This is a genomic window from Streptococcus atopicus, from assembly GCF_049166725.1.
Lineage (GTDB): Bacteria > Bacillota > Bacilli > Lactobacillales > Streptococcaceae > Streptococcus > Streptococcus hominis.
Map to the genome: position 1 here is coordinate 160,449 of NZ_JBMHFC010000003.1, position 17,931 is coordinate 178,379.

At 38.4% G+C, this 17,931-nt stretch carries 17 protein-coding genes and 1 pseudogene; 7 read left to right on the forward strand and 11 right to left on the reverse strand.

Annotated elements, in window-relative coordinates:
* Positions 1-48: 48 nt before the first annotated feature.
* The 4 genes from ACOMA9_RS03330 to ACOMA9_RS03345 all read right to left on the reverse strand — a co-directional run bounded on the left by ACOMA9_RS03330 (position 49) and on the right by ACOMA9_RS03345 (position 2,963).
* Positions 49-501 carry a TraX family protein gene (locus tag ACOMA9_RS03330; protein WP_247906101.1) on the reverse strand — a complete coding sequence of 151 codons (453 nt, stop codon included), beginning with the start codon at positions 499-501 and terminating at the stop codon, positions 49-51.
* Positions 502-507: 6 nt separating this feature from the next.
* Positions 508-855, reverse strand: a complete 348-nt coding sequence (locus tag ACOMA9_RS03335) for a TraX family protein (RefSeq protein WP_247906100.1) — start codon at positions 853-855, stop codon at positions 508-510.
* Between the two features lie 310 nt (positions 856-1,165).
* Complete coding sequence (locus tag ACOMA9_RS03340; RefSeq protein ID WP_330945392.1) at positions 1,166-2,023, reverse strand: NAD(P)H-hydrate dehydratase; 858 nt, start codon at positions 2,021-2,023, stop codon at positions 1,166-1,168.
* Positions 2,024-2,108: 85 nt separating this feature from the next.
* Positions 2,109-2,963 carry a bifunctional methylenetetrahydrofolate dehydrogenase/methenyltetrahydrofolate cyclohydrolase gene (locus ACOMA9_RS03345; RefSeq protein ID WP_070670119.1) on the reverse strand — a complete coding sequence of 285 codons (855 nt, stop codon included), beginning with the start codon at positions 2,961-2,963 and terminating at the stop codon, positions 2,109-2,111.
* A 267-nt stretch (positions 2,964-3,230) separates the two neighbouring features.
* Between ACOMA9_RS03345 and ACOMA9_RS03350 the strand changes: the two genes are divergently transcribed.
* The 3 genes from ACOMA9_RS03350 to ACOMA9_RS03360 are packed head-to-tail and all read left to right on the forward strand — an operon-like array spanning position 3,231 to position 6,594.
* Positions 3,231-4,523 (forward strand): ABC transporter permease, encoded by a 1,293-nt coding sequence (locus ACOMA9_RS03350; protein WP_421424644.1) that lies wholly within the window; start codon positions 3,231-3,233, stop codon positions 4,521-4,523.
* 11 nt (positions 4,524-4,534) lie between these two features.
* Entirely contained in the window at positions 4,535-5,182 is a 648-nt protein-coding gene (locus ACOMA9_RS03355; RefSeq protein ID WP_003030192.1) for an ABC transporter ATP-binding protein, read from the forward strand.
* A gap of 23 nt (positions 5,183-5,205) precedes the next feature.
* Complete coding sequence (locus ACOMA9_RS03360) at positions 5,206-6,594, forward strand: ABC transporter permease (protein ID WP_421424647.1); 1,389 nt, start codon at positions 5,206-5,208, stop codon at positions 6,592-6,594.
* 216 nt (positions 6,595-6,810) lie between these two features.
* Here ACOMA9_RS03360 and ACOMA9_RS03365 read toward each other — a convergent pair whose 3' ends face one another.
* The 4 genes from ACOMA9_RS03365 to ACOMA9_RS03380 form a co-directional block, all read right to left on the reverse strand.
* Positions 6,811-6,945, reverse strand: coding sequence for a FeoB-associated Cys-rich membrane protein (locus tag ACOMA9_RS03365; RefSeq protein ID WP_003030194.1), 135 nt, complete (start codon positions 6,943-6,945; stop codon positions 6,811-6,813).
* A gap of 8 nt (positions 6,946-6,953) precedes the next feature.
* Entirely contained in the window at positions 6,954-9,098 is a 2,145-nt protein-coding gene (gene feoB, locus ACOMA9_RS03370; protein WP_421424649.1) for a ferrous iron transport protein B, read from the reverse strand.
* Complete coding sequence (locus tag ACOMA9_RS03375; protein ID WP_003030197.1) at positions 9,095-9,571, reverse strand: FeoA family protein; 477 nt, start codon at positions 9,569-9,571, stop codon at positions 9,095-9,097. Before ACOMA9_RS03375 ends, feoB begins: the two co-directional genes overlap by 4 nt.
* A 165-nt stretch (positions 9,572-9,736) precedes the next feature.
* On the reverse strand, positions 9,737-9,967 hold the full coding sequence (locus ACOMA9_RS03380) for a DUF1797 family protein (protein WP_003023686.1): 231 nt from the start codon (positions 9,965-9,967) through the stop codon (positions 9,737-9,739).
* Positions 9,968-10,205: 238 nt separating this feature from the next.
* Here ACOMA9_RS03380 and ACOMA9_RS03385 point away from each other — a divergent pair, with 238 nt between their 5' ends.
* Positions 10,206-12,476 (forward strand): ATP-dependent Clp protease ATP-binding subunit, encoded by a 2,271-nt coding sequence (locus tag ACOMA9_RS03385; protein ID WP_330945390.1) that lies wholly within the window; start codon positions 10,206-10,208, stop codon positions 12,474-12,476.
* Positions 12,477-12,519: 43 nt separating this feature from the next.
* Here ACOMA9_RS03385 and ACOMA9_RS03390 read toward each other — a convergent pair whose 3' ends face one another.
* Complete coding sequence (locus ACOMA9_RS03390) at positions 12,520-13,125, reverse strand: GyrI-like domain-containing protein (protein ID WP_330945389.1); 606 nt, start codon at positions 13,123-13,125, stop codon at positions 12,520-12,522.
* 391 nt (positions 13,126-13,516) lie between these two features.
* On the opposite strand from ACOMA9_RS03390, the gene ACOMA9_RS03395 reads away from it, so the two are divergent.
* The 3 genes from ACOMA9_RS03395 (at position 13,517) to ACOMA9_RS03405 (ending at position 15,529) form a co-directional block, all read left to right on the forward strand.
* Entirely contained in the window at positions 13,517-14,641 is a 1,125-nt protein-coding gene (locus ACOMA9_RS03395) for a PTS sugar transporter subunit IIC (RefSeq protein WP_151380520.1), read from the forward strand.
* A gap of 75 nt (positions 14,642-14,716) precedes the next feature.
* The gene (locus ACOMA9_RS03400) at positions 14,717-15,166 is read left to right on the forward strand and encodes an NUDIX hydrolase (RefSeq protein ID WP_059220993.1); all 450 of its coding nucleotides are present in this window, start codon (positions 14,717-14,719) and stop codon (positions 15,164-15,166) included.
* Between the two features lie 63 nt (positions 15,167-15,229).
* The gene (locus ACOMA9_RS03405; RefSeq protein WP_003023675.1) at positions 15,230-15,529 is read left to right on the forward strand and encodes a DUF1827 family protein; all 300 of its coding nucleotides are present in this window, start codon (positions 15,230-15,232) and stop codon (positions 15,527-15,529) included.
* A 70-nt stretch (positions 15,530-15,599) separates the two neighbouring features.
* Here ACOMA9_RS03405 and ACOMA9_RS03410 read toward each other — a convergent pair.
* Positions 15,600-17,655: pseudogene (locus tag ACOMA9_RS03410) on the reverse strand (cation:proton antiporter).
* Between the two features lie 11 nt (positions 17,656-17,666).
* Positions 17,667-17,921, reverse strand: a complete 255-nt coding sequence (locus tag ACOMA9_RS03415) for a hypothetical protein (protein ID WP_003041513.1) — start codon at positions 17,919-17,921, stop codon at positions 17,667-17,669.
* Positions 17,922-17,931: the final 10 nt, after the last annotated feature.

Below are 17,931 nucleotides of genomic sequence, written 5' to 3' on the forward strand. Positions count from 1 at the left end.
GCCCTCAACGAAAAAGGAAAGACTAGTTTCCCATATCTTAAGCAGAGCCTAGCCCAACAAACTTGCCAAAATATACAAAAGATAGATATGCACAGGATAGAAAATGTAGAAAAACAACTTCATACCACGCCCCTTTTCACCATTGTAAAAATACATTGGAATAATCGCAAAAACCATCATCCATTGTACAGACATTGGATCTGTCAGATACACAAATAAAGAGACTAGTGCTAATATCACCATTTGTGCTATGCGGTGTCTGCGGAAAATATAAAAGAGAAGACCAAGGTAAACCATGATATACCCTCCTTCAACCACGAGAATGTTCGGAATAGCCATGATAAAAAAGGCAATAATTTGAACCATAAGAGGCGATATATTTTCACTAGCTAGATAACCTGATAGAAACAAAGTCGGCAGAGCCATAAGAATCGGCAAAAGAAAAAGCCCTAGCCCTTTCCAAAATGAACAAACTTTCTTTTCCTTCACCCCTTCAACCATCAAATCTCAAGCACAGATAGATACGCCCGCTAAGAAAAAGGCGCCAAAAGCATTATTCGCCAGCCCAACTTGACCATTGGTAAAAAAGTAACTGACAATCATGTTTCCAATAATCATAAACCATGTCATAAAGAGCAACCGTTTCAAATAAGCTTTTCGATTATGCGTATAATAAAAACTATCAGCTGCCAGAAACATAAAAAGAGGAAAAACTATGCGTCCTAGCATTGTTAACCACATCGGGGCGCCAAAAGCACCAAACATTTCGTGGATATGATCTAAAAACATAAGAAAAATAGCTAAAAATTTCAAGTTCGTTGCATTTGATACTTTCTTTAAAGATTGTAACATCATAAAATCTCTATTTCATTTTTTTCAACAAGCATTATCTTATCGAAAATTTCCCATTCTTTCCATTACATAAACTTACATTTTCAGAAAGAAAAGTGACATTTTTGTAAGACAGAAAAAATAAGGTCAAGATAAAACATCTCAACCTCATTAAATACAATGTTTTCTCATAAGATAGTAGATATGGAAAAGATTATTCTCCCTTTCAACTTATAGCTGAACCTCATGAGCTAAATATCAAATTTATTACTCCAATAAACAGTTAAGAAAAGCTAAATTTTCTAATTTTTGAATGCTTCTGCAGACTTTTTCATTATAACATATTTTCATTTTTAGCTAACTTCTTCATCCACTTAGGGATTTCTTTGCTGATTTCTGTTGGCAAGACTACATAGTTTTCTTTACTTAACTCCTCAGCAATGGCTGAATGCAGATAGACTGCGGCAGTTACACGTTCCAGTAAAGAACTAGTCTTGAACTGCCCTGAAAAGCCTGCAATCATCCCTGCCAGCGTATCTCCCATGCCGCCCGTTGCTTGATAAGGACCACCAATAGTCAGTTGAAAATGGTTCCCATTTCCACTTTGGAAAATAGTCGTTCCGTGCTTCTTTTGAACAACGATAGTTCTAACAGGAAAGGAATTAACAGCTTCTTGGCTTTTTTCAACCGTTTGCTCAGCTATCTTTAGTCCGCTCAACCGCTCCCACTCTTTTTGATGCGGGGTAAAAATCGTCTGTGCTTTTGGAAATGGCAGAGCTTCTTGGCTAAAGAGAGAAATAGCCCCACCGTCCATGATGAAGACTTGATGTTCACTGACAAGTTCCACTACTAGCTGCAAAACGGATTTTTCAAGTTTACTTTCAGCTAAACCTGGTCCAATCAATACTACATCTGCTTTTTGGACTTGCTCGGTCAATAGCTTTTTATCTTGTACATCAAAAGCCATTGCTTCTGGTAAATGAGCATGGAGAGCTGCGATATTTTCCCTATCCGTCGCAACCGTCACTAGACCAGCTCCGCTATGAACTGCCGCTAAAGCTGCCATGATAATCGCTCCACCAAAAGGATACGTCCCGCCAATCAACAACAAACGACCGTAATCCCCCTTGTGACTATTGAGCGAACGTGGCTGAATAATCTTTTTCAATAATGTATAGTCTACTACTTCCATGTTTGCTCCCTTCACCTATGCCAGTAGAGAAGTGACACCCTTGTTTACCTTTGTTTTACCATAAAAGAAATAGACGTGTCGCATTCTATTTCTTCAAACTCCGCTTGCACGCTCGATAGGTTTGCTCCATGAGCATAGTAATGGTCATCGGACCAACCCCTCTTGGTACAGGAGTGATGAGACTCGCGATTTCAGATACTTCATCAAATTTCACATCACCAATCAATTTACCATTTTCATCACGGTTCATGCCAACATCAATCACGACCGCGCCTTCTTTGACAAAATCTTTAGTCACAAAATGCCCACGGCCGATAGCGACAACTAAAATATCAGCTTCTTTTGTAATCTCTGACAAGTGATGTGTCCGTGAATGTGTCAGAGTTACTGTTGCATTTTTAGCAAGTAAAAGCTGTGCCATGGGCTTTCCGACAATGTTACTCCGTCCAATGACAACAGCACGTTTACCTTCTAATTCTACACCGTACTCATGAAACATTTCCATAATGCCAGCAGGTGTGGAGGGAATCATGACAGGATGACCACTCCAAAGGCGTCCCATATTCATTGGGTGAAAGCCATCCACATCTTTATCAGGGTCAATTGCTAACAGTACCGCCTCTTCATCAATATGCTTTGGCAGCGGCAATTGAACTAAAATCCCATGCCAATCTGGATCTTGATTGTACTTTTCAATCAAAATCAGCAGCTCTTCTTGAGTTGTTGTTTCTGGCAGACGCACCACTTCACTTCGCAGTCCTGCAGCCAAAGCTGACCGCTCTTTATTTCTCACATAGATTTGACTAGCTGGGTTATTGCCCACTAAAATCACTACAAGTCCAGGTACCAAGCCTGTTTGGTCTTTTAGTTTACGAACTTTCTCCGCTAATTGTGCTTGTAATTTTTCTGCCAAAGCTTTTCCGTCAATTATTTTTGCCATATAACTCTCATTTCTATTTTCTCATTCTATTATAGCAGAAATTCATTCATTTGCCCTATAGACTTTTTTTATAGAAAGTTATAGAGCGAAACCAACCTTGTCTTTTCCCCTTTTTCTACCATTTTATGAAAATTTACACAAAAAACAGAAAAAAAGGAGCCAAAAAACTTAAAATTACCTTAAAACTTAAAACTATTTTAAGGTAACTGCTTTAACATAGAACACGGTACCGATTTAGTTTAAAAATATATAGAAGGGAAGAAGATTATGCAAATAGCCAAACAGGCTTTGAATTACATCAGTAGAAAAAGAGTTAAAACGGTTCTGATTTTTCTGATACTGACATTTATTTCTACTGCTTTATCCAGTAGTTTTTCGATTATGAAAACGACGGACAATATCGAAAAAAGGATTTATGATGCTTCAAATACTGGCTTTACAATAACTAGCAAAACACTTGAACGACCACTTTCACTAAAAACAGCAGAAAAATTACTTGAGAATAAAGAAATTTCAAAATTCAACTTCAAATACGATGCTTTAGCAAGTTTGACAGATAAAACTGTTGTCAAGAAAAAACAAGGTGTCACAAGAGACAATCAAAACCCTGTCCTCAACAATCTGGTTGCTGCATTAGGAACAAGTGATTCTACTCTAGAAACAACCTTTGCAAGTGGTGTTTTCAAACTTGAACAAGGAAAGCCAATTCGTAAAGGCGATAAATCCAAGATTCTCATCCATGAAAAATTAGCTAAAAAGAATCATTTAAAGGTTGGAGATAAACTAAAACTAAAGGGAGCTTCCTTAAAGGATGAGGATGCTAAACAACTCCATGAAGTAGAGTTTGAAATTGCTGGTATCTTCTCTGGAAAAAAAGAAGAGAAACAAACAGGTTTAAGCTCAGATGCGACAGAAAATACTGTCTATATGGACTATGAATCGAGCCAATACTTACAGGACTACAAACCAGCTGATTATAAATTATCTGCAGCCGTTTATTTCGTATCAAATCCAAATCAAATTGATAAAGTCATCAATACAGTCAAAAAGTCAAAAATTGATTGGAAGCAAACGGATCTTGTTAAAAATTCTAAGGCTTTTGAAGCAGTTTCTTCTTCTGTTACCAGTTTCAAACAGATTATTAATGTTTTAACTTTCAGTATCATTATTGGAAGTATCATCGTTCTTTCCTTGATTCTCATGTTCTGGTTGAGAGAAAGAATTTATGAAATCGGAGTACTATTATCTCTCGGTATTTCAAAAGCGATGATTATCTCTCAATTCATACTGGAACTGGTTATCATATCAGTATTTAGTATGGCACTAGCTTCTATTAGTGGCTCTTATATTTCCACTATGGTATTCAAAGGGTTTATAAAAGGCGGTCAACAACAAGATAGCTCATCCGCTATTTTTAAAAATATCGTTCCGCAGTTACATACCTCTACTATTCTGATGACTTATGGAATACTGCTCATCATTATTTTACTTGCAGTAGTAGGTTCATCTTCTATTATCCTACATAAAAAACCAAAAGATATTTTAACCGATATAAGTTAAGGAGACAAAATATGACAATTTTAAAAATGGATTCAGTTAGTTACCAATACAATAGCCTACAAGAAAATGTATTGAATCAAATCACAGCTTCATTTGAAGAAGGAAAATTTTATGCTATTATAGGGAAATCTGGTGCAGGAAAATCAACCTTGCTTTCCCTTCTTGCAGGACTTGATACTCCTACAAAAGGAAAAATCCTCTTTGAAGATCAAGACATCGCTCAAAAAGGCTATAACCATCACAGACGGAAACAAATCTCCCTGGTTTTCCAAAATTATAATTTAATCGATTACTTAACTCCGATGGAGAATGTTCGACTCGTAAATTCTCAAGCAAATAAAGATAGCTTACTACAACTTGGACTCAACGAAAAAGAAATCCATCGTAACGTATTACGATTATCAGGCGGTCAGCAGCAACGGGTTGCTATTGCACGCGCTCTTGCATCTACAGCACCAATTATCTTAGCAGATGAACCAACTGGGAACTTAGATGAAGGTACTGCCATGGACATCATTGAAGTCCTAATTAAATCAGCTAAACAAAAAAATAAATGTGTGATTGTGGTGACACACAGCAAAGAGTTAGCTAATAAAGCAGACGTCGTCTTAGAGTTAAGCAATAAGAACTTAGTCGAAGTCACTAAGAATTATAAATAAGACCTCCAAGGAGAAGAAATTATATGTTAACGATAAAGAACGCTCTTGCCTATGTATGGCGCAAAAAAATAAAAACACTGATTATCTTTTTAATCCTGTTAGCCATCTCTACTTTAACACTTGGCAGTATTGCTGTTAAAAATGCAACAGACGCTGCTTCAAAAGAAACTTTCAAAAATATCACTAGCAGTTTCTCAATGCAGATTAACCGCGAAGTGAACCAAGGTACCCCTCGCGGAGCAGGAAATCTTAAAGGCGAAGATATCGAAGCTGTGGAAAAAGTTAAAGGTATCTCTGGCTACATCAAACGAATGAATGTTGTCGCTGACTTAATTGATCACCAATTGGTTGAATCTGGAGAAACCGACTTTGAAAGCGAAGATAGAAAACAAAAATTCGGCCGTGCCATTATGGCAACAGGTATCAACGATTCATCTAAAGATGATAAATTTACTGCAGAAACCTTCAAACTAGTTGAAGGTAGACACATCAACAAAAATGATAAAAATGTTGCTTTAATTCATAAAGATTTTGCAGAAAAGAACAAACTTAAAGTCGGCGATACGATTAATATAAAATCGAATACTTATGACTATGATAATGTTCGCAAAGCTAATAAAACTACTAAAGTGACAGTTATCGGAATTTTTGACGGGAAAAATAAAGGAGGCGTTTCTAGTCCTCAAGAATTGTATGAAAATACCTTTATCACAGACTTAGAAACGACTAAAACTTTACAAGGTTCAACAGATAAAAACGCTATTTATCAAGATGCTACTTTCTTTGTAAATGGTAGCCAAGACATTGATAAAGTGATGGCGAAAGTAAAAGAAATATCATCTATTGATTGGGAAGCCTACACCCTTGTTAAGAGTACAAGCAACTTCCCAGCACTTCAATCTTCTATTAACGGTATTTATGGCGTTACTGGAAATCTCTTAATCGGAACTCTAATCTTTGGAGCGATTGTTCTTACCCTAGTCTTGTTCTTATGGATCAATGGTCGTAGAAAAGAAATGGGAATCATGCTTTCAATGGGAATTAGTAAAACAAAGATTTTCTTCCAATTTATCACAGAAGTTCTCTTTGTAAGTATATTTAGCTTCATTGGTGCTTACTTTGCAGGTAGTGCTGTCAGCAAGGTGATGGGAAATAGCATTTTAAAACAAGTTACCAGTGGTATTGCTGAAAAACTAGCTCGAGAAGGTAAGAGCGCCAATCTTGGAGGCGGGGCTGAAGTGGATGGCTTTAACAAGACCCTCACTAGCCTCAATATACATGTATCTCCTGATGATATGACCAAGGTGGTCATCTTTGGACTTGCCATTATCATCGTTTCCGTCCTCATTGCTTCAATCACGCTCCTTAGTAAGCAACCAAAAGACTTACTAATGGGAGATAATAGCAAGTAGAATAATCAAATCTATTCAGATAAAAACAGTCCGTTTGCTCTATTGACGGACTGTTTTGCTTAATAAGTTACTCTGTCAACCTAGTCGAAAGGATGAATGAGTTTTGGTTTGTTTCGTCAGCTCGGAGGACGAGGTGAACGACTTCTAGTTTAATCCATCAGCTCGGCGAATGAGATGAAACTATATTGATTTAACTTACCCAATCACTCAGGTATATTATTTATGTCTCATTTTTTCTTTGATTTCACATTGGCAGTCGCAATTGCCACAACTTCCTTTTCCCTTAATGATATGGTGCATCGCTGCACCTGCTAAAAATAAAATAATAACAAATACAATAATCGTGGACATGATTTCTCCTATACTGTTTGATGTGCCAGACTATCTAAAGTGATAACCTCTACTTTTTCTTTGCGCGATTTTCTAAAGATGAAGTACAGACTAGCTACCATAACGATAAGTGCAAAAATAGTCAAAACTGAAATTCCTTTTCCATACAGCAAGACTTGCCCGAATTGGTAAATCACAAGACTGACATTATAAGCCAGTAGGGTTTGGAAGGAAATAGCAATCCACGTCCATTTAGCATTGCCCATTTCCCGATGAATAGCACCAATCGCTGCAAAACAAGGAGCGCAGAGCAGATTAAAGACAAGGAATGAGTAGGCGGAAAGTGCCGTATAATGCTGTTGAAGATTGGTCCACAACTCTTTTGTGGTCTCTGTCGCGTCTGTCACTTTATACAAGATTCCAAAAGTAGAAATTACCGTTTCCTTAGCCAATAAGCCCGTAATAGCCGCAACCGTTGCTCGCCAATTGCCAAAGCCAAGAGGGCTAAAGATCCAAGCCAGCCCTTTTCCTAATGCCGCTAGGATACTATCTTCTGTTTCAACCGCCTGCAAGCCAAAGTTATAGGAACTAGCAAACCAAATGAAAATATTGGTCACAAAGATAATTGTTCCAGCACGCTTAATGAAGCTCAAAGCCTTTTGACCAGCATAGCGCAAAACCGTCTTGACTTGTGGCAGGTGGTAACTCGGCAACTCCATGATAAAGGGCGCTACTGCTCCACCGAGACTCGCTGTCTTTTTCAAAGCAATCCCTGATAAGACAATGGCTCCCATTCCAACAAAATAAGCACTTGGTGCAATCCAAGGATTGCCGGGAAAGAAAGCTCCCGCAATCAAGGAAATAATTGGCAACTTGGCAGAACAAGGCATAAAGGTTGTTGTCATAATAGTGATTCTACGATCACGCTCATTTTCAATGGTTCTACTCGCCATGACACCAGGAACGCCACACCCCGTCGAAATCAACATGGGGATAAAGGATTTTCCAGATAAACCAAACCGACGAAAGATTCGATCCATCACAAAAGCAATCCGGCTCATATAGCCGATGTCTTCCAAGAAGCCCAAGCAGATAAACAAGACAAAAATCTGAGGCACAAAGCCTAGCACAGCTCCGCAGCCTGCGATAATCCCATCAATGATTAAAGATTGAAGCCAGTCATCTACAGCTAATTGCTCTAGCAATGATTTAACACCATTTGGAATCCATTCTCCAAAGAGAACATCGTTTGTCCAATCCGTTCCCATCGTTCCAATCGTTTGAATAGAGAGGAAATACACCAACCACATAACAAGCGCAAAGATTGGTAAAGCTAAATAACGATTGGTCACAATACGGTCAATCTTGTCTGACAAACTTAATTTAGTAACATCGGCTTGCAGAGCCATTTTAACGGCTACCTCAATAAACTCATACCGCGCATTGACAACAATACTCTCTGCGTCTTCTGTGTAGATTTCTTCCGTAATCCGAATCGCATCTTCAATCTCTGTTTTTTGAAAATCAGACAATGCCAGCTGTTCAGATAATTCTTTATCGCGTTCAAAAAGCTTAATGGCATAAAAACGAGCTTGTTTTTGAGGTACTGCATTCCCTAAAATGCGGATAATTTCTGACAAAGCCGCTTCAAAATGATTGTCGTAAGCTGGATAAACCTCCTCCTTTGCCTGGTTCATCACTCGCATGGCCTGCTGCATGACTTGGTCAATCCCTGTCTTTTTCAAAGCACTGGTCGCTACGACCGGCACACCCAGTTGGTAGCTTAATTTTTCTGTATCAATCCATTTTCCTTGTTTTTCAACGACATCGCTCATATTTAAAGCCAGCACAACCGGAATCCCCGTCTCAATCAATTGCAAGCTCAAGTACAGATTCCGTTCCAAGTTGGTCGCGTCAACCACATCCAAAATAGCATCCGCATTGCCACTTAACAGATAATTTCTACTAACCATTTCCTCTGATGTATAAGGAGACAAGGAGTAAATTCCCGGTAGGTCTTGGATAATGATTTCTTTATTTTTGCGAAATAACCCACTTTTCTTTTCAACCGTTACCCCAGGCCAATTTCCCACATGCTGGCTACTACCGGTTAGAATGTTAAATAAACTAGTCTTTCCACTATTCGGATTTCCCGCAAGCGCTAATTCTTTCATCCTTTTGCTTCCTTTTCACCTTTCACAACACTAACCAGACTCGCTTCTGACTTTCTCAATGTCAAATCGTAGCCTCTCAACTTAATTTCTAGTGGATCACCTAATGGTGCAACCTTCTGCAACTGAACTTTTGTATTTTTCGTCAATCCCATGTCCATCAGCCTCCGTTTTAAAGCACCCTCTGCATGAATTGCTTCTATATACGCCACATCTCCAACAGCTAACTCAGATAAAGGAAGAGCTGAGCGATTGCTATCTTTCAGAACAACGTCCAACTTTTCCAAAATAGATTTGTCCAAAGCAATCCTAGCAGCTCGAACTAAGAGAATGGCTGTATCATTTGTTTTTGAAATGATTTGAATAAAACTGCCTATCTTAATCCCTAAATCTGCTAAATGACGGACGCTCGCTTCCTCCAGATCGATTCCGACAATTTCATATTCTGTTAATAATGTTATCCGAGATAAATCCATACTATCTCCTTTTCTGTTTGTCAAGAAATATGCTTACTATCACCATTAGTATACCACTTTTTTTCTAAGAATTTCTGACAATTCTAAGGTAGATAGGCAAAAATTATTGCAAAATAAATACCCCTAAGCAGGTGCTTAGAGGATATCTTATTAGAGACTAGCAAATTAATACAACAATTCATAAATTTCCATAGCAATCAAATCAATGCTATCAAAAGTATAGGTTTCACGCGCTGCAACATCGCGAAGAGTGAATACTGAGCCATTTTCTTCATCATAGCTATAAGCTACTTCTGCTACAACAACCCCGTCACGTTCAAAATTACGTTTCAAATTTCCGCCATCTTTTGTCATAGCATCTAAACGATTGATAATTCTTACTAAATGTGATTCCATTTTCCTTCTCCTATTCATTTATACGTTACTATTTTACCACAAATGAAAGATGAAATACCAGTAAAAGCCCTGTTTTTGATAAATTTAACACAAAATGAAACGCTTCAGTACAAAAATCTGTCTTTTAACACTTTATTCTTGCAATGTTTTAGAATACTGATATAATAAAACTAAGAAGTTTGACTATTATTGACCAATTGGTATTAGTCAAACAAATTTTAAAAGAAAGAGGTAGCACATGCTTTGTCAAAATTGTAAAATAAATGAATCAACCATTCACCTTTACACGAATGTGAATGGAAAACAACACCAAGTTGACCTCTGTCAAAATTGTTATCAAATCATGAAAACAGATCCAAATAATGCCTTATTTCGTGGCATGACCAATATGAATAATCAAAACAACTTAGACCCGTTTGATGATTTCTTTAATAATCTTGGAAATTTCCAAAATCATCAAGAACCACAAACCCCTCCGACTCAATCTGGAGGTAGTTACGGCAATGGAGGTTACGGTTCCAATCAAGGTGGGGGTGCACGCCAGCAAACTCCGCAACAGCCTAAAGGCCTCCTAGAAGAATTTGGTATCAATGTAACCGAATTTGCTCGGCGCGGTGAAATTGACCCTGTCATCGGTCGTGATGAGGAAATCGTCCGCGTCATTGAAATTCTCAACCGTCGAACAAAGAACAATCCAGTCCTCATAGGAGAACCCGGTGTCGGTAAAACAGCTGTTGTAGAAGGCTTGGCCCAGAAGATTGTGGACGGTGATGTTCCACATAAACTTCAAGGAAAAGAAGTCATCCGTTTAGATGTAGTCAGCCTAGTGCAAGGAACTGGTATCCGCGGTCAATTTGAAGAACGAATGCAAAAACTCATGGAGGAAATCCGTTCTCGTCAGGATGTGATTTTATTCATTGATGAAATCCATGAAATCGTTGGAGCTGGTGCAGCTGGAGATGGGAATATGGATGCCGGTAACATCTTAAAACCTGCTCTTGCTCGCGGTGAGCTTCAATTAGTTGGTGCCACAACTCTCAATGAGTATCGCATTATCGAAAAAGATGCAGCACTGGAACGCCGGATGCAGCCAGTAAAAGTGGATGAACCAACGGTTGAAGAAACCATTACTATTTTAAAGGGCATTCAAAAAAAATACGAAGACTATCATCACGTTAAATATACAGATGATGCCATTGAAGCGGCAGCTGTCTTATCCAATCGTTATATCCAAGATCGTTTCTTGCCAGATAAGGCTATTGACTTGCTAGACGAAGCAGGTTCTAAAATGAATCTGACACTTAATTTTGTTGATCCCAAAGTTATTGATCAACGCTTGGTAGAAGCTGAAAATCTCAAGGCACAAGCTACTCGTGATGAAGATTTTGAAAAAGCTGCCTATTTCCGTGACCAAATTGCCAAATACAAAGAAATGCAGCAAAATAAAATGGCAGACCAAGATACACCTATTATCAGTGAAAAAACCATTGAGCATATCATTGAGCAAAAAACAAATATCCCAGTTGGTGATCTAAAAGAAAAGGAACAATCGCAACTGATTAGTCTAGCTGATGATTTGAAAGCTCATGTCATCGGTCAAGATGATGCCGTTGATAAAATTGCCAAAGCCATTCGCCGTAATCGTGTCGGGCTTGGCTCTCCTAATCGACCAATTGGTTCCTTCCTCTTTGTCGGACCAACCGGTGTCGGTAAAACAGAACTTTCTAAACAATTAGCGATTGAGCTCTTTGGTTCAGCTGACAGCATGATTCGCTTTGATATGAGTGAATATATGGAAAAACACAGCGTAGCCAAACTCGTTGGAGCACCTCCAGGCTATGTTGGCTACGAAGAAGCCGGACAATTGACAGAGCGCGTACGCCGCAATCCTTACTCTCTCATTTTACTTGACGAAGTAGAAAAAGCGCACCCAGATGTCATGCATATGTTCCTGCAAGTTCTTGACGACGGACGTCTGACAGACGGGCAAGGGCGCACAGTTAGCTTTAAAGATACGATTATCATTATGACTTCAAACGCCGGTACTGGCAAAGTCGAAGCAAATGTTGGCTTTGGAGCAGCGCGTGAAGGACGGACTAACTCTGTTCTCGGTGAATTAGGCAACTTCTTCAGTCCAGAATTTATGAACCGCTTTGACGGTATTATCGAATTCAAGTCCCTTGATAAGAAAAATCTCCTAAAAATCGTAGACTTGATGCTTGAAGATGTCAATGAACGGCTTGCAACAAATGACATTCACCTCGACGTGACAGACAAAGTCAAAGAAAAATTAGTTAATTTGGGTTACGATCCGAAAATGGGAGCTCGTCCACTCCGTCGGACAATCCAAGATCACATCGAAGACGCCATTACTGATTACTACCTTGAACACCCAAGTGAAAAAGAACTCAAGGCTGTCATGACAAGCAACGGCAAGATTGTCATCAAATCAGCTGAAAACGAAGCCGGCAAAGAAATCCAAACACCAGCAGATAACAATGCTAATTAAACATGAAAGTCACTCCTTAGAAGTCTAGGGAGTGACTTTTTAGTTACTGAACACTATATCTCAAAATTGTCGTTAGTTTCTCTGGAGCAGTGCGATTTTTATTGTTCAAATAAATTTCACGATGATATGCTGTGCAGCGTTTTAACCCATTTTCTTGACAGAAAGCATCCATTTTCGCGAAGGTTTGTGGTTCATCGTCAAATGGTCCTACATGAAGCATGGCAACGCTGCTTCCTTCGCTTATTCGTTCAAAGCGAATCTCATTATAAAACGGATTTGGCTTTTTCACTTTTACTTTTTCGAGAGCTGTTTCAACTATTTCATTTGTAATAAACTCTGGCTGAGCAATCATAATCGTATAAACCAAGTCGTCTTTTACCAAAGTCTCTGCTTCTGTTTGCTGCCAAATCCCTTCCAAAGGGTAAACGGTAAAATCAGTAAATTCCTGATGATGAGCAGTTTTTTTATACTCCATTTTAATCGCATAAGCGAGGGAATAAAGAGCAGAAACCCTTTCTGAAAAGTCAGCTTTATTTGGATTTCCTTGACCATTTAACATGATAAATGACTGCACAGGATGTTCAATGACCACAGGAGTTTTTGGAACTTGATAAAGTTTTTTATCTAATTTTCTCCATTCATATTTCATTTGTTTGCTCCTTTCATTTTTCTATCATGAGTATAACAGAAGAAACTTGTCGCCTGATGTCAACTTTTATATAAAAGTAAAATTTGTTTGAAGATTTTTCTTCTGTTTTCCCATATTTTTTATAATAGATATTCTGTTTTTTCAAAATAATCAGAAAATTTCAATTTTTCTATTGTTTTTTTGGAATAAGATGTTATAATAGACAACAAGAAAAATAAAAAAGGAGTTACGTTATGTTGATGATAGCTATTATTGTCATTATTTATAGTATTTTATCAAGGCGTAGCTACCGTTTTAAAATGGGATAATCATCTCCATTTTTACACGACTCCGCCTTATTCTCATTTGGGATAGGGCGGATTTTTATTTTTCAAAAATAAAGGAGTTTTTTATGACAAAAGAAAACACAACCGCATCACTTACCCCTAAATCATTTTTGCATAAAGTTCTAAACGGAACCGCAATCGGTGTTATCGTAGCCTTGTTGCCTAACTGTATCTTTGCCATTATTTTCTCTTTAGACTTTTTCAAAAATAATGCTTTCTTTGCAACTTGGAATGTGGCTAACGTTCTTTTCCAAGCCACTTTATCTGCCGTAATTGGAACGCTGGTTGCCTTGGAATTTAATTTCAAAGGAATGAAAGCTGCGCTTCTAGCAGCCATTGCTTTTGTTAGTTCTGGTGCTTCTAGTAAATTAGTGGGTGCTACGGAGTTATTAGGATATCTCCAAAAGCAAAAAGCCCCTGCTGAAATTACCGCAACTGCAAACAAAATGGTTACTGGATTCTACACGACTGGTACAGGGGACATTATCAATGTCATGCTAATTTGTGCCCTCAGCGTCCTCGTATTGCTCTGGCTAGAAGGAAAATTTGAATCCTTTAATTTTGTTCTTCTTCCAATCGTTGGATCGCTTCTTGCGACTGTGGGGCTATTCACACTTCCTTATGTCAAAATGATTTCTAGCTTAATCGGGCAAGGAATCATCTACTTTACGGATCTTCAGCCTTACCTAATGAGTGTTCTCATCTGTGTTACTTTTGCTATCTTAATCGTGGCTCCAATCTCAACTGTTGCAATCGGTCTTGCCATTGGACTAAATGGACTAGCTGCTGGTGCTTCTGCTATGGGAGTCGGAACAACTTGTATCGTACTTGTTGTTCATTCATTCTTTGTCAATAAACCTGGTGTAACTGCTGCTGTCGCCCTTGGTTCAATGAAAATGATGATGACCAATGTCTTTGAACATCCAATCTCTTATGTTCCTATCGTTGCAACTTCTGCTGTAACTGGGCTGTTGGTTCCACTATTCACTATTACTGGGACTCCTGCATCAGCAGGTTTTGGACTCGTTGGTCTGACAGGACTCTTCGCTTCTGTTACAGGCGGACTTTCCATGGGACTGGCAATTCTAGCTTGGCTTGTCATCCCAACAGTCGTTGCCATTCTTTTCCGTCTTCTCTTTGAAAAAGTGCTCAATTTATACACAGCAGATATTTTCAAATTTGAACCTTAAAATGCTTGAAAGCCTTGACAGCGCTTGATTTCTGCATTATGATATTAGTAGCATATAAGAAAGAGTGGAAATGATATGACAGTCGCAACTTTTGGAGAAAAGCAAGAAGGCGTGCAATATGTGAATCGCTATGGCGTTTATGCAGTTATTCCAGATGAAAAGCAAGAAAAGATAATTTTAGTGCAAGCTCCCAACGGCGCGTGGTTCTTGCCCGGAGGCGAGATTGAGCAAGACGAAGATTACTTGACTGCCTTAAAACGTGAACTGATTGAAGAGCTTGGTTTTACCGCTCAAATCGGTCAATATTACGGACAAGCAGATGAATATTTTTATTCTCGCCACCGCGATACCTATTTTTATAACCCTGCTTACATTTATGAAGTAAGCCAATATAAGCAATCGCATGCACCTTTAGAAGATTTTAATCAGCTCGCCTGGTTTCCAATCGAAGAAGCTATTTCCAAATTAAAACGTGGCAGTCATAAATGGGGAATTGAAATGTGGAAAAAGAATCATAAAGTATGAGAAATTGTTCACATTTTTTATGAAAAAGTGCTATAATAGGAATAGAATATAGGAGGAAGTCAGATGAAGCTTATTAACACGACAAACAGCCATGCACGCCTTGTACAAAGTCAATTAGAAAGTACAGATGCTACACTAGTTGAGACTTTTTCCGCTGGAAATACAGACGTTGTCTTTACGCAAGCACCTTTTCATTATGAAATTCTGATTTCAAATAAACACCGCGCCATTCGCGAACAAGAAGTTGAAAAAATTCGAGAATTTTTTCTGAAACGAAAAATTGATACAAAATCGATTGATGCTTCTCGAATTAAGACACTCTATTCAACAAACCTCATTGAAATATCCATCCCAACTAAATAAGCCCGTCAAGGCTTATTTTTTTGTTTAAAAAAGAGTGAATTCGCAACTAAGTGCTCAATCCACTCCCGTTTTATTTCTGTCTGACATAGTTCATCATGTCGTATGGTAATGTATTGGCGGTTTCTTTGAGAGAATAGTTTTCTAAATTATTAACATTTTGACGAAGATATTTTGCATAACTAGCTGAAATCAGCTTTTCGTGTTCGTATTCAAAAATAATATTCCGCTCCAAATAATAACCTCGCAGCATTTCCTTGATATTATTCGGTTTGATACGTGTGATAACTCGCTCAATAAAAGCACCGCTTTCAATAATTGCTGCCTCACGAATACGCGAATCTTGCAAGAAATTGATAAGCGCAGTATTATAAACGCCCTTCAGATTTTCTAAACTGCCGATAATCACTTCTGTATTGGCTAGATACAGTTCGGCAATCTCTTCTCTTTCAGCCTTACTAGGCTTTGCTCTATCTTGATTGAGCCAATTACGGAAAGTAGAGCCAAACGTAACAATCTCATGTAGCAATAAGCGAGTCATTCTGAAAAAGCTAATCAAAAAAATAAGTTAAGCGCGAAGCAAGATTGCGGTTGATTCTTTGCTCCATATTCCATAAATAACGTTGGTAAATGGAATAGGCACGGTTACTCATTTTTCTTTCTTCGTAGGCTTGTTCCAAACCGTCACTTTCAATACTCAGCATCAGCAATTGTAAATCTGTCAAATCTTTTTGAACAGATTTGCCTTCCTGCTCCAGAATAAGATGCTCGATTCGTCCATGATAATTATCAATAGCCGCATAAAGCGGAGCTTTGACTTTGGTATGCTTCAAATCTTCTTCTAATTCTTGGACAACGTCATTTAAAATAGCAATATGCATGAGGTAGTCTGATGATTCTTCCTTATTTTCTGATAAACGAGGCAACACTACCAGTCCTGTCAAAAAACTAAGCAATGTAACTCCAGCCACCAAGAAAAGCAAAAGAGGATATTCCTGCTCTAAAGCTGTTGGAATCAAGAGAATGGTTGCAATGGATACGGTTCCTTTTACGCCTGAAAAAGTTAACAGAGCAATGTCTCTCCAATATTTCGACATTTTCTTTTTCAAACGTAGGCTTCTCCCGAAATAAAAGCCATAAATCATGACAAAACGAATGACAAGTAGCACAATCGTCAGCAAAAGAATCGTCAGAAGGAGCCAGAGATTATCATAAACCGGACTTTTCAAAATGGGTTCAGCTATCGTTTCCAACTCAATTCCTAAAATGACAAAGACCGCTCCATTCAGCATAAATGTGACAGTTTGCCAAATCGTATCTGTCACGGTATCAACTTGAGCCTCTAATAAAGTAATCCTTTTAAAACGACTAGCCTTAAAAATTCCTGCCACGACAACTGCAATAATCCCTGATACATGGAGTTCTTCGGCTAAGAAGAATGTCAGCAACGGTAAACTTAATTCTAACAACAACTCTCCTGCTGTGTCTGAGGCTCGCACCGTATACAGCAGCTTTTGCAACTGACGATTTAAAAAAGCAGTTAGACCACCCACAATAAAACCGCCAATGATTGAAAGGATAAGTGAGGTGCTGGCTTCCTGAGCTGAAAATTTCCCTGTTGTCCAAGCCGTCAGGGCAAATTGAAAGGCAACTAAACCACTCGCATCATTTAGCAAGCCCTCCCCTTTCAAAATATTTTCTACACGTTTTGGAAAGGTAAAGCGCTCAGATAAGGACGCAAAAGCCACTAAATCAGTCGGACCCAAGGCGGCTCCAACCGCGATACAAGCTGCAAGAGGAAGGGACACCCATAGCCAATGTGACAAAAAGCCAAGACTCAGAGTTGATAGAAAAATAACTGGAAAAATCAGATAAACAACAATCTCCCAGTGCTTAAGAATACTGGTAATATCGCTTTCTTCTGCTTCTCGAAACAGTAGCGGCCCAATGATTAAAGCTAGAAACAGCTCCGTCTCTAAATGAAACGTTCCAACTGGAATGAAAAATCCCAAGCCAATCCCTAATAGAATTTGTATGAGTGGCGCCGGCAAGCTTGGAAATAGCTTGTTGGTGGCATTTGAAACAATCAGAACAGATAAAAAGATAATAATATAAAGGAGTAAATCCACATTTTCCTCCTTTATTTTTGTTTACAGCATTTTTCAAAAAGCATCTTCTGCTCGGAGATTTTTTGCTCAATTTTCGATAAATCGCGATGTTCAATCATTTTTTGACAGCGCTCCATTTCAAGATTGACTAATTTTTTCTTAATCCGAAGCATTTTTTTGCTCATCTGCACATCATTTACTTGCTTTGCTAAGATTTCTCCATTGGTTGAATCTAGATATTGACTGCGTAAGCAGTTCAATTTTTCATGTAGATATTGCTTATCCATTTTTCTCTCC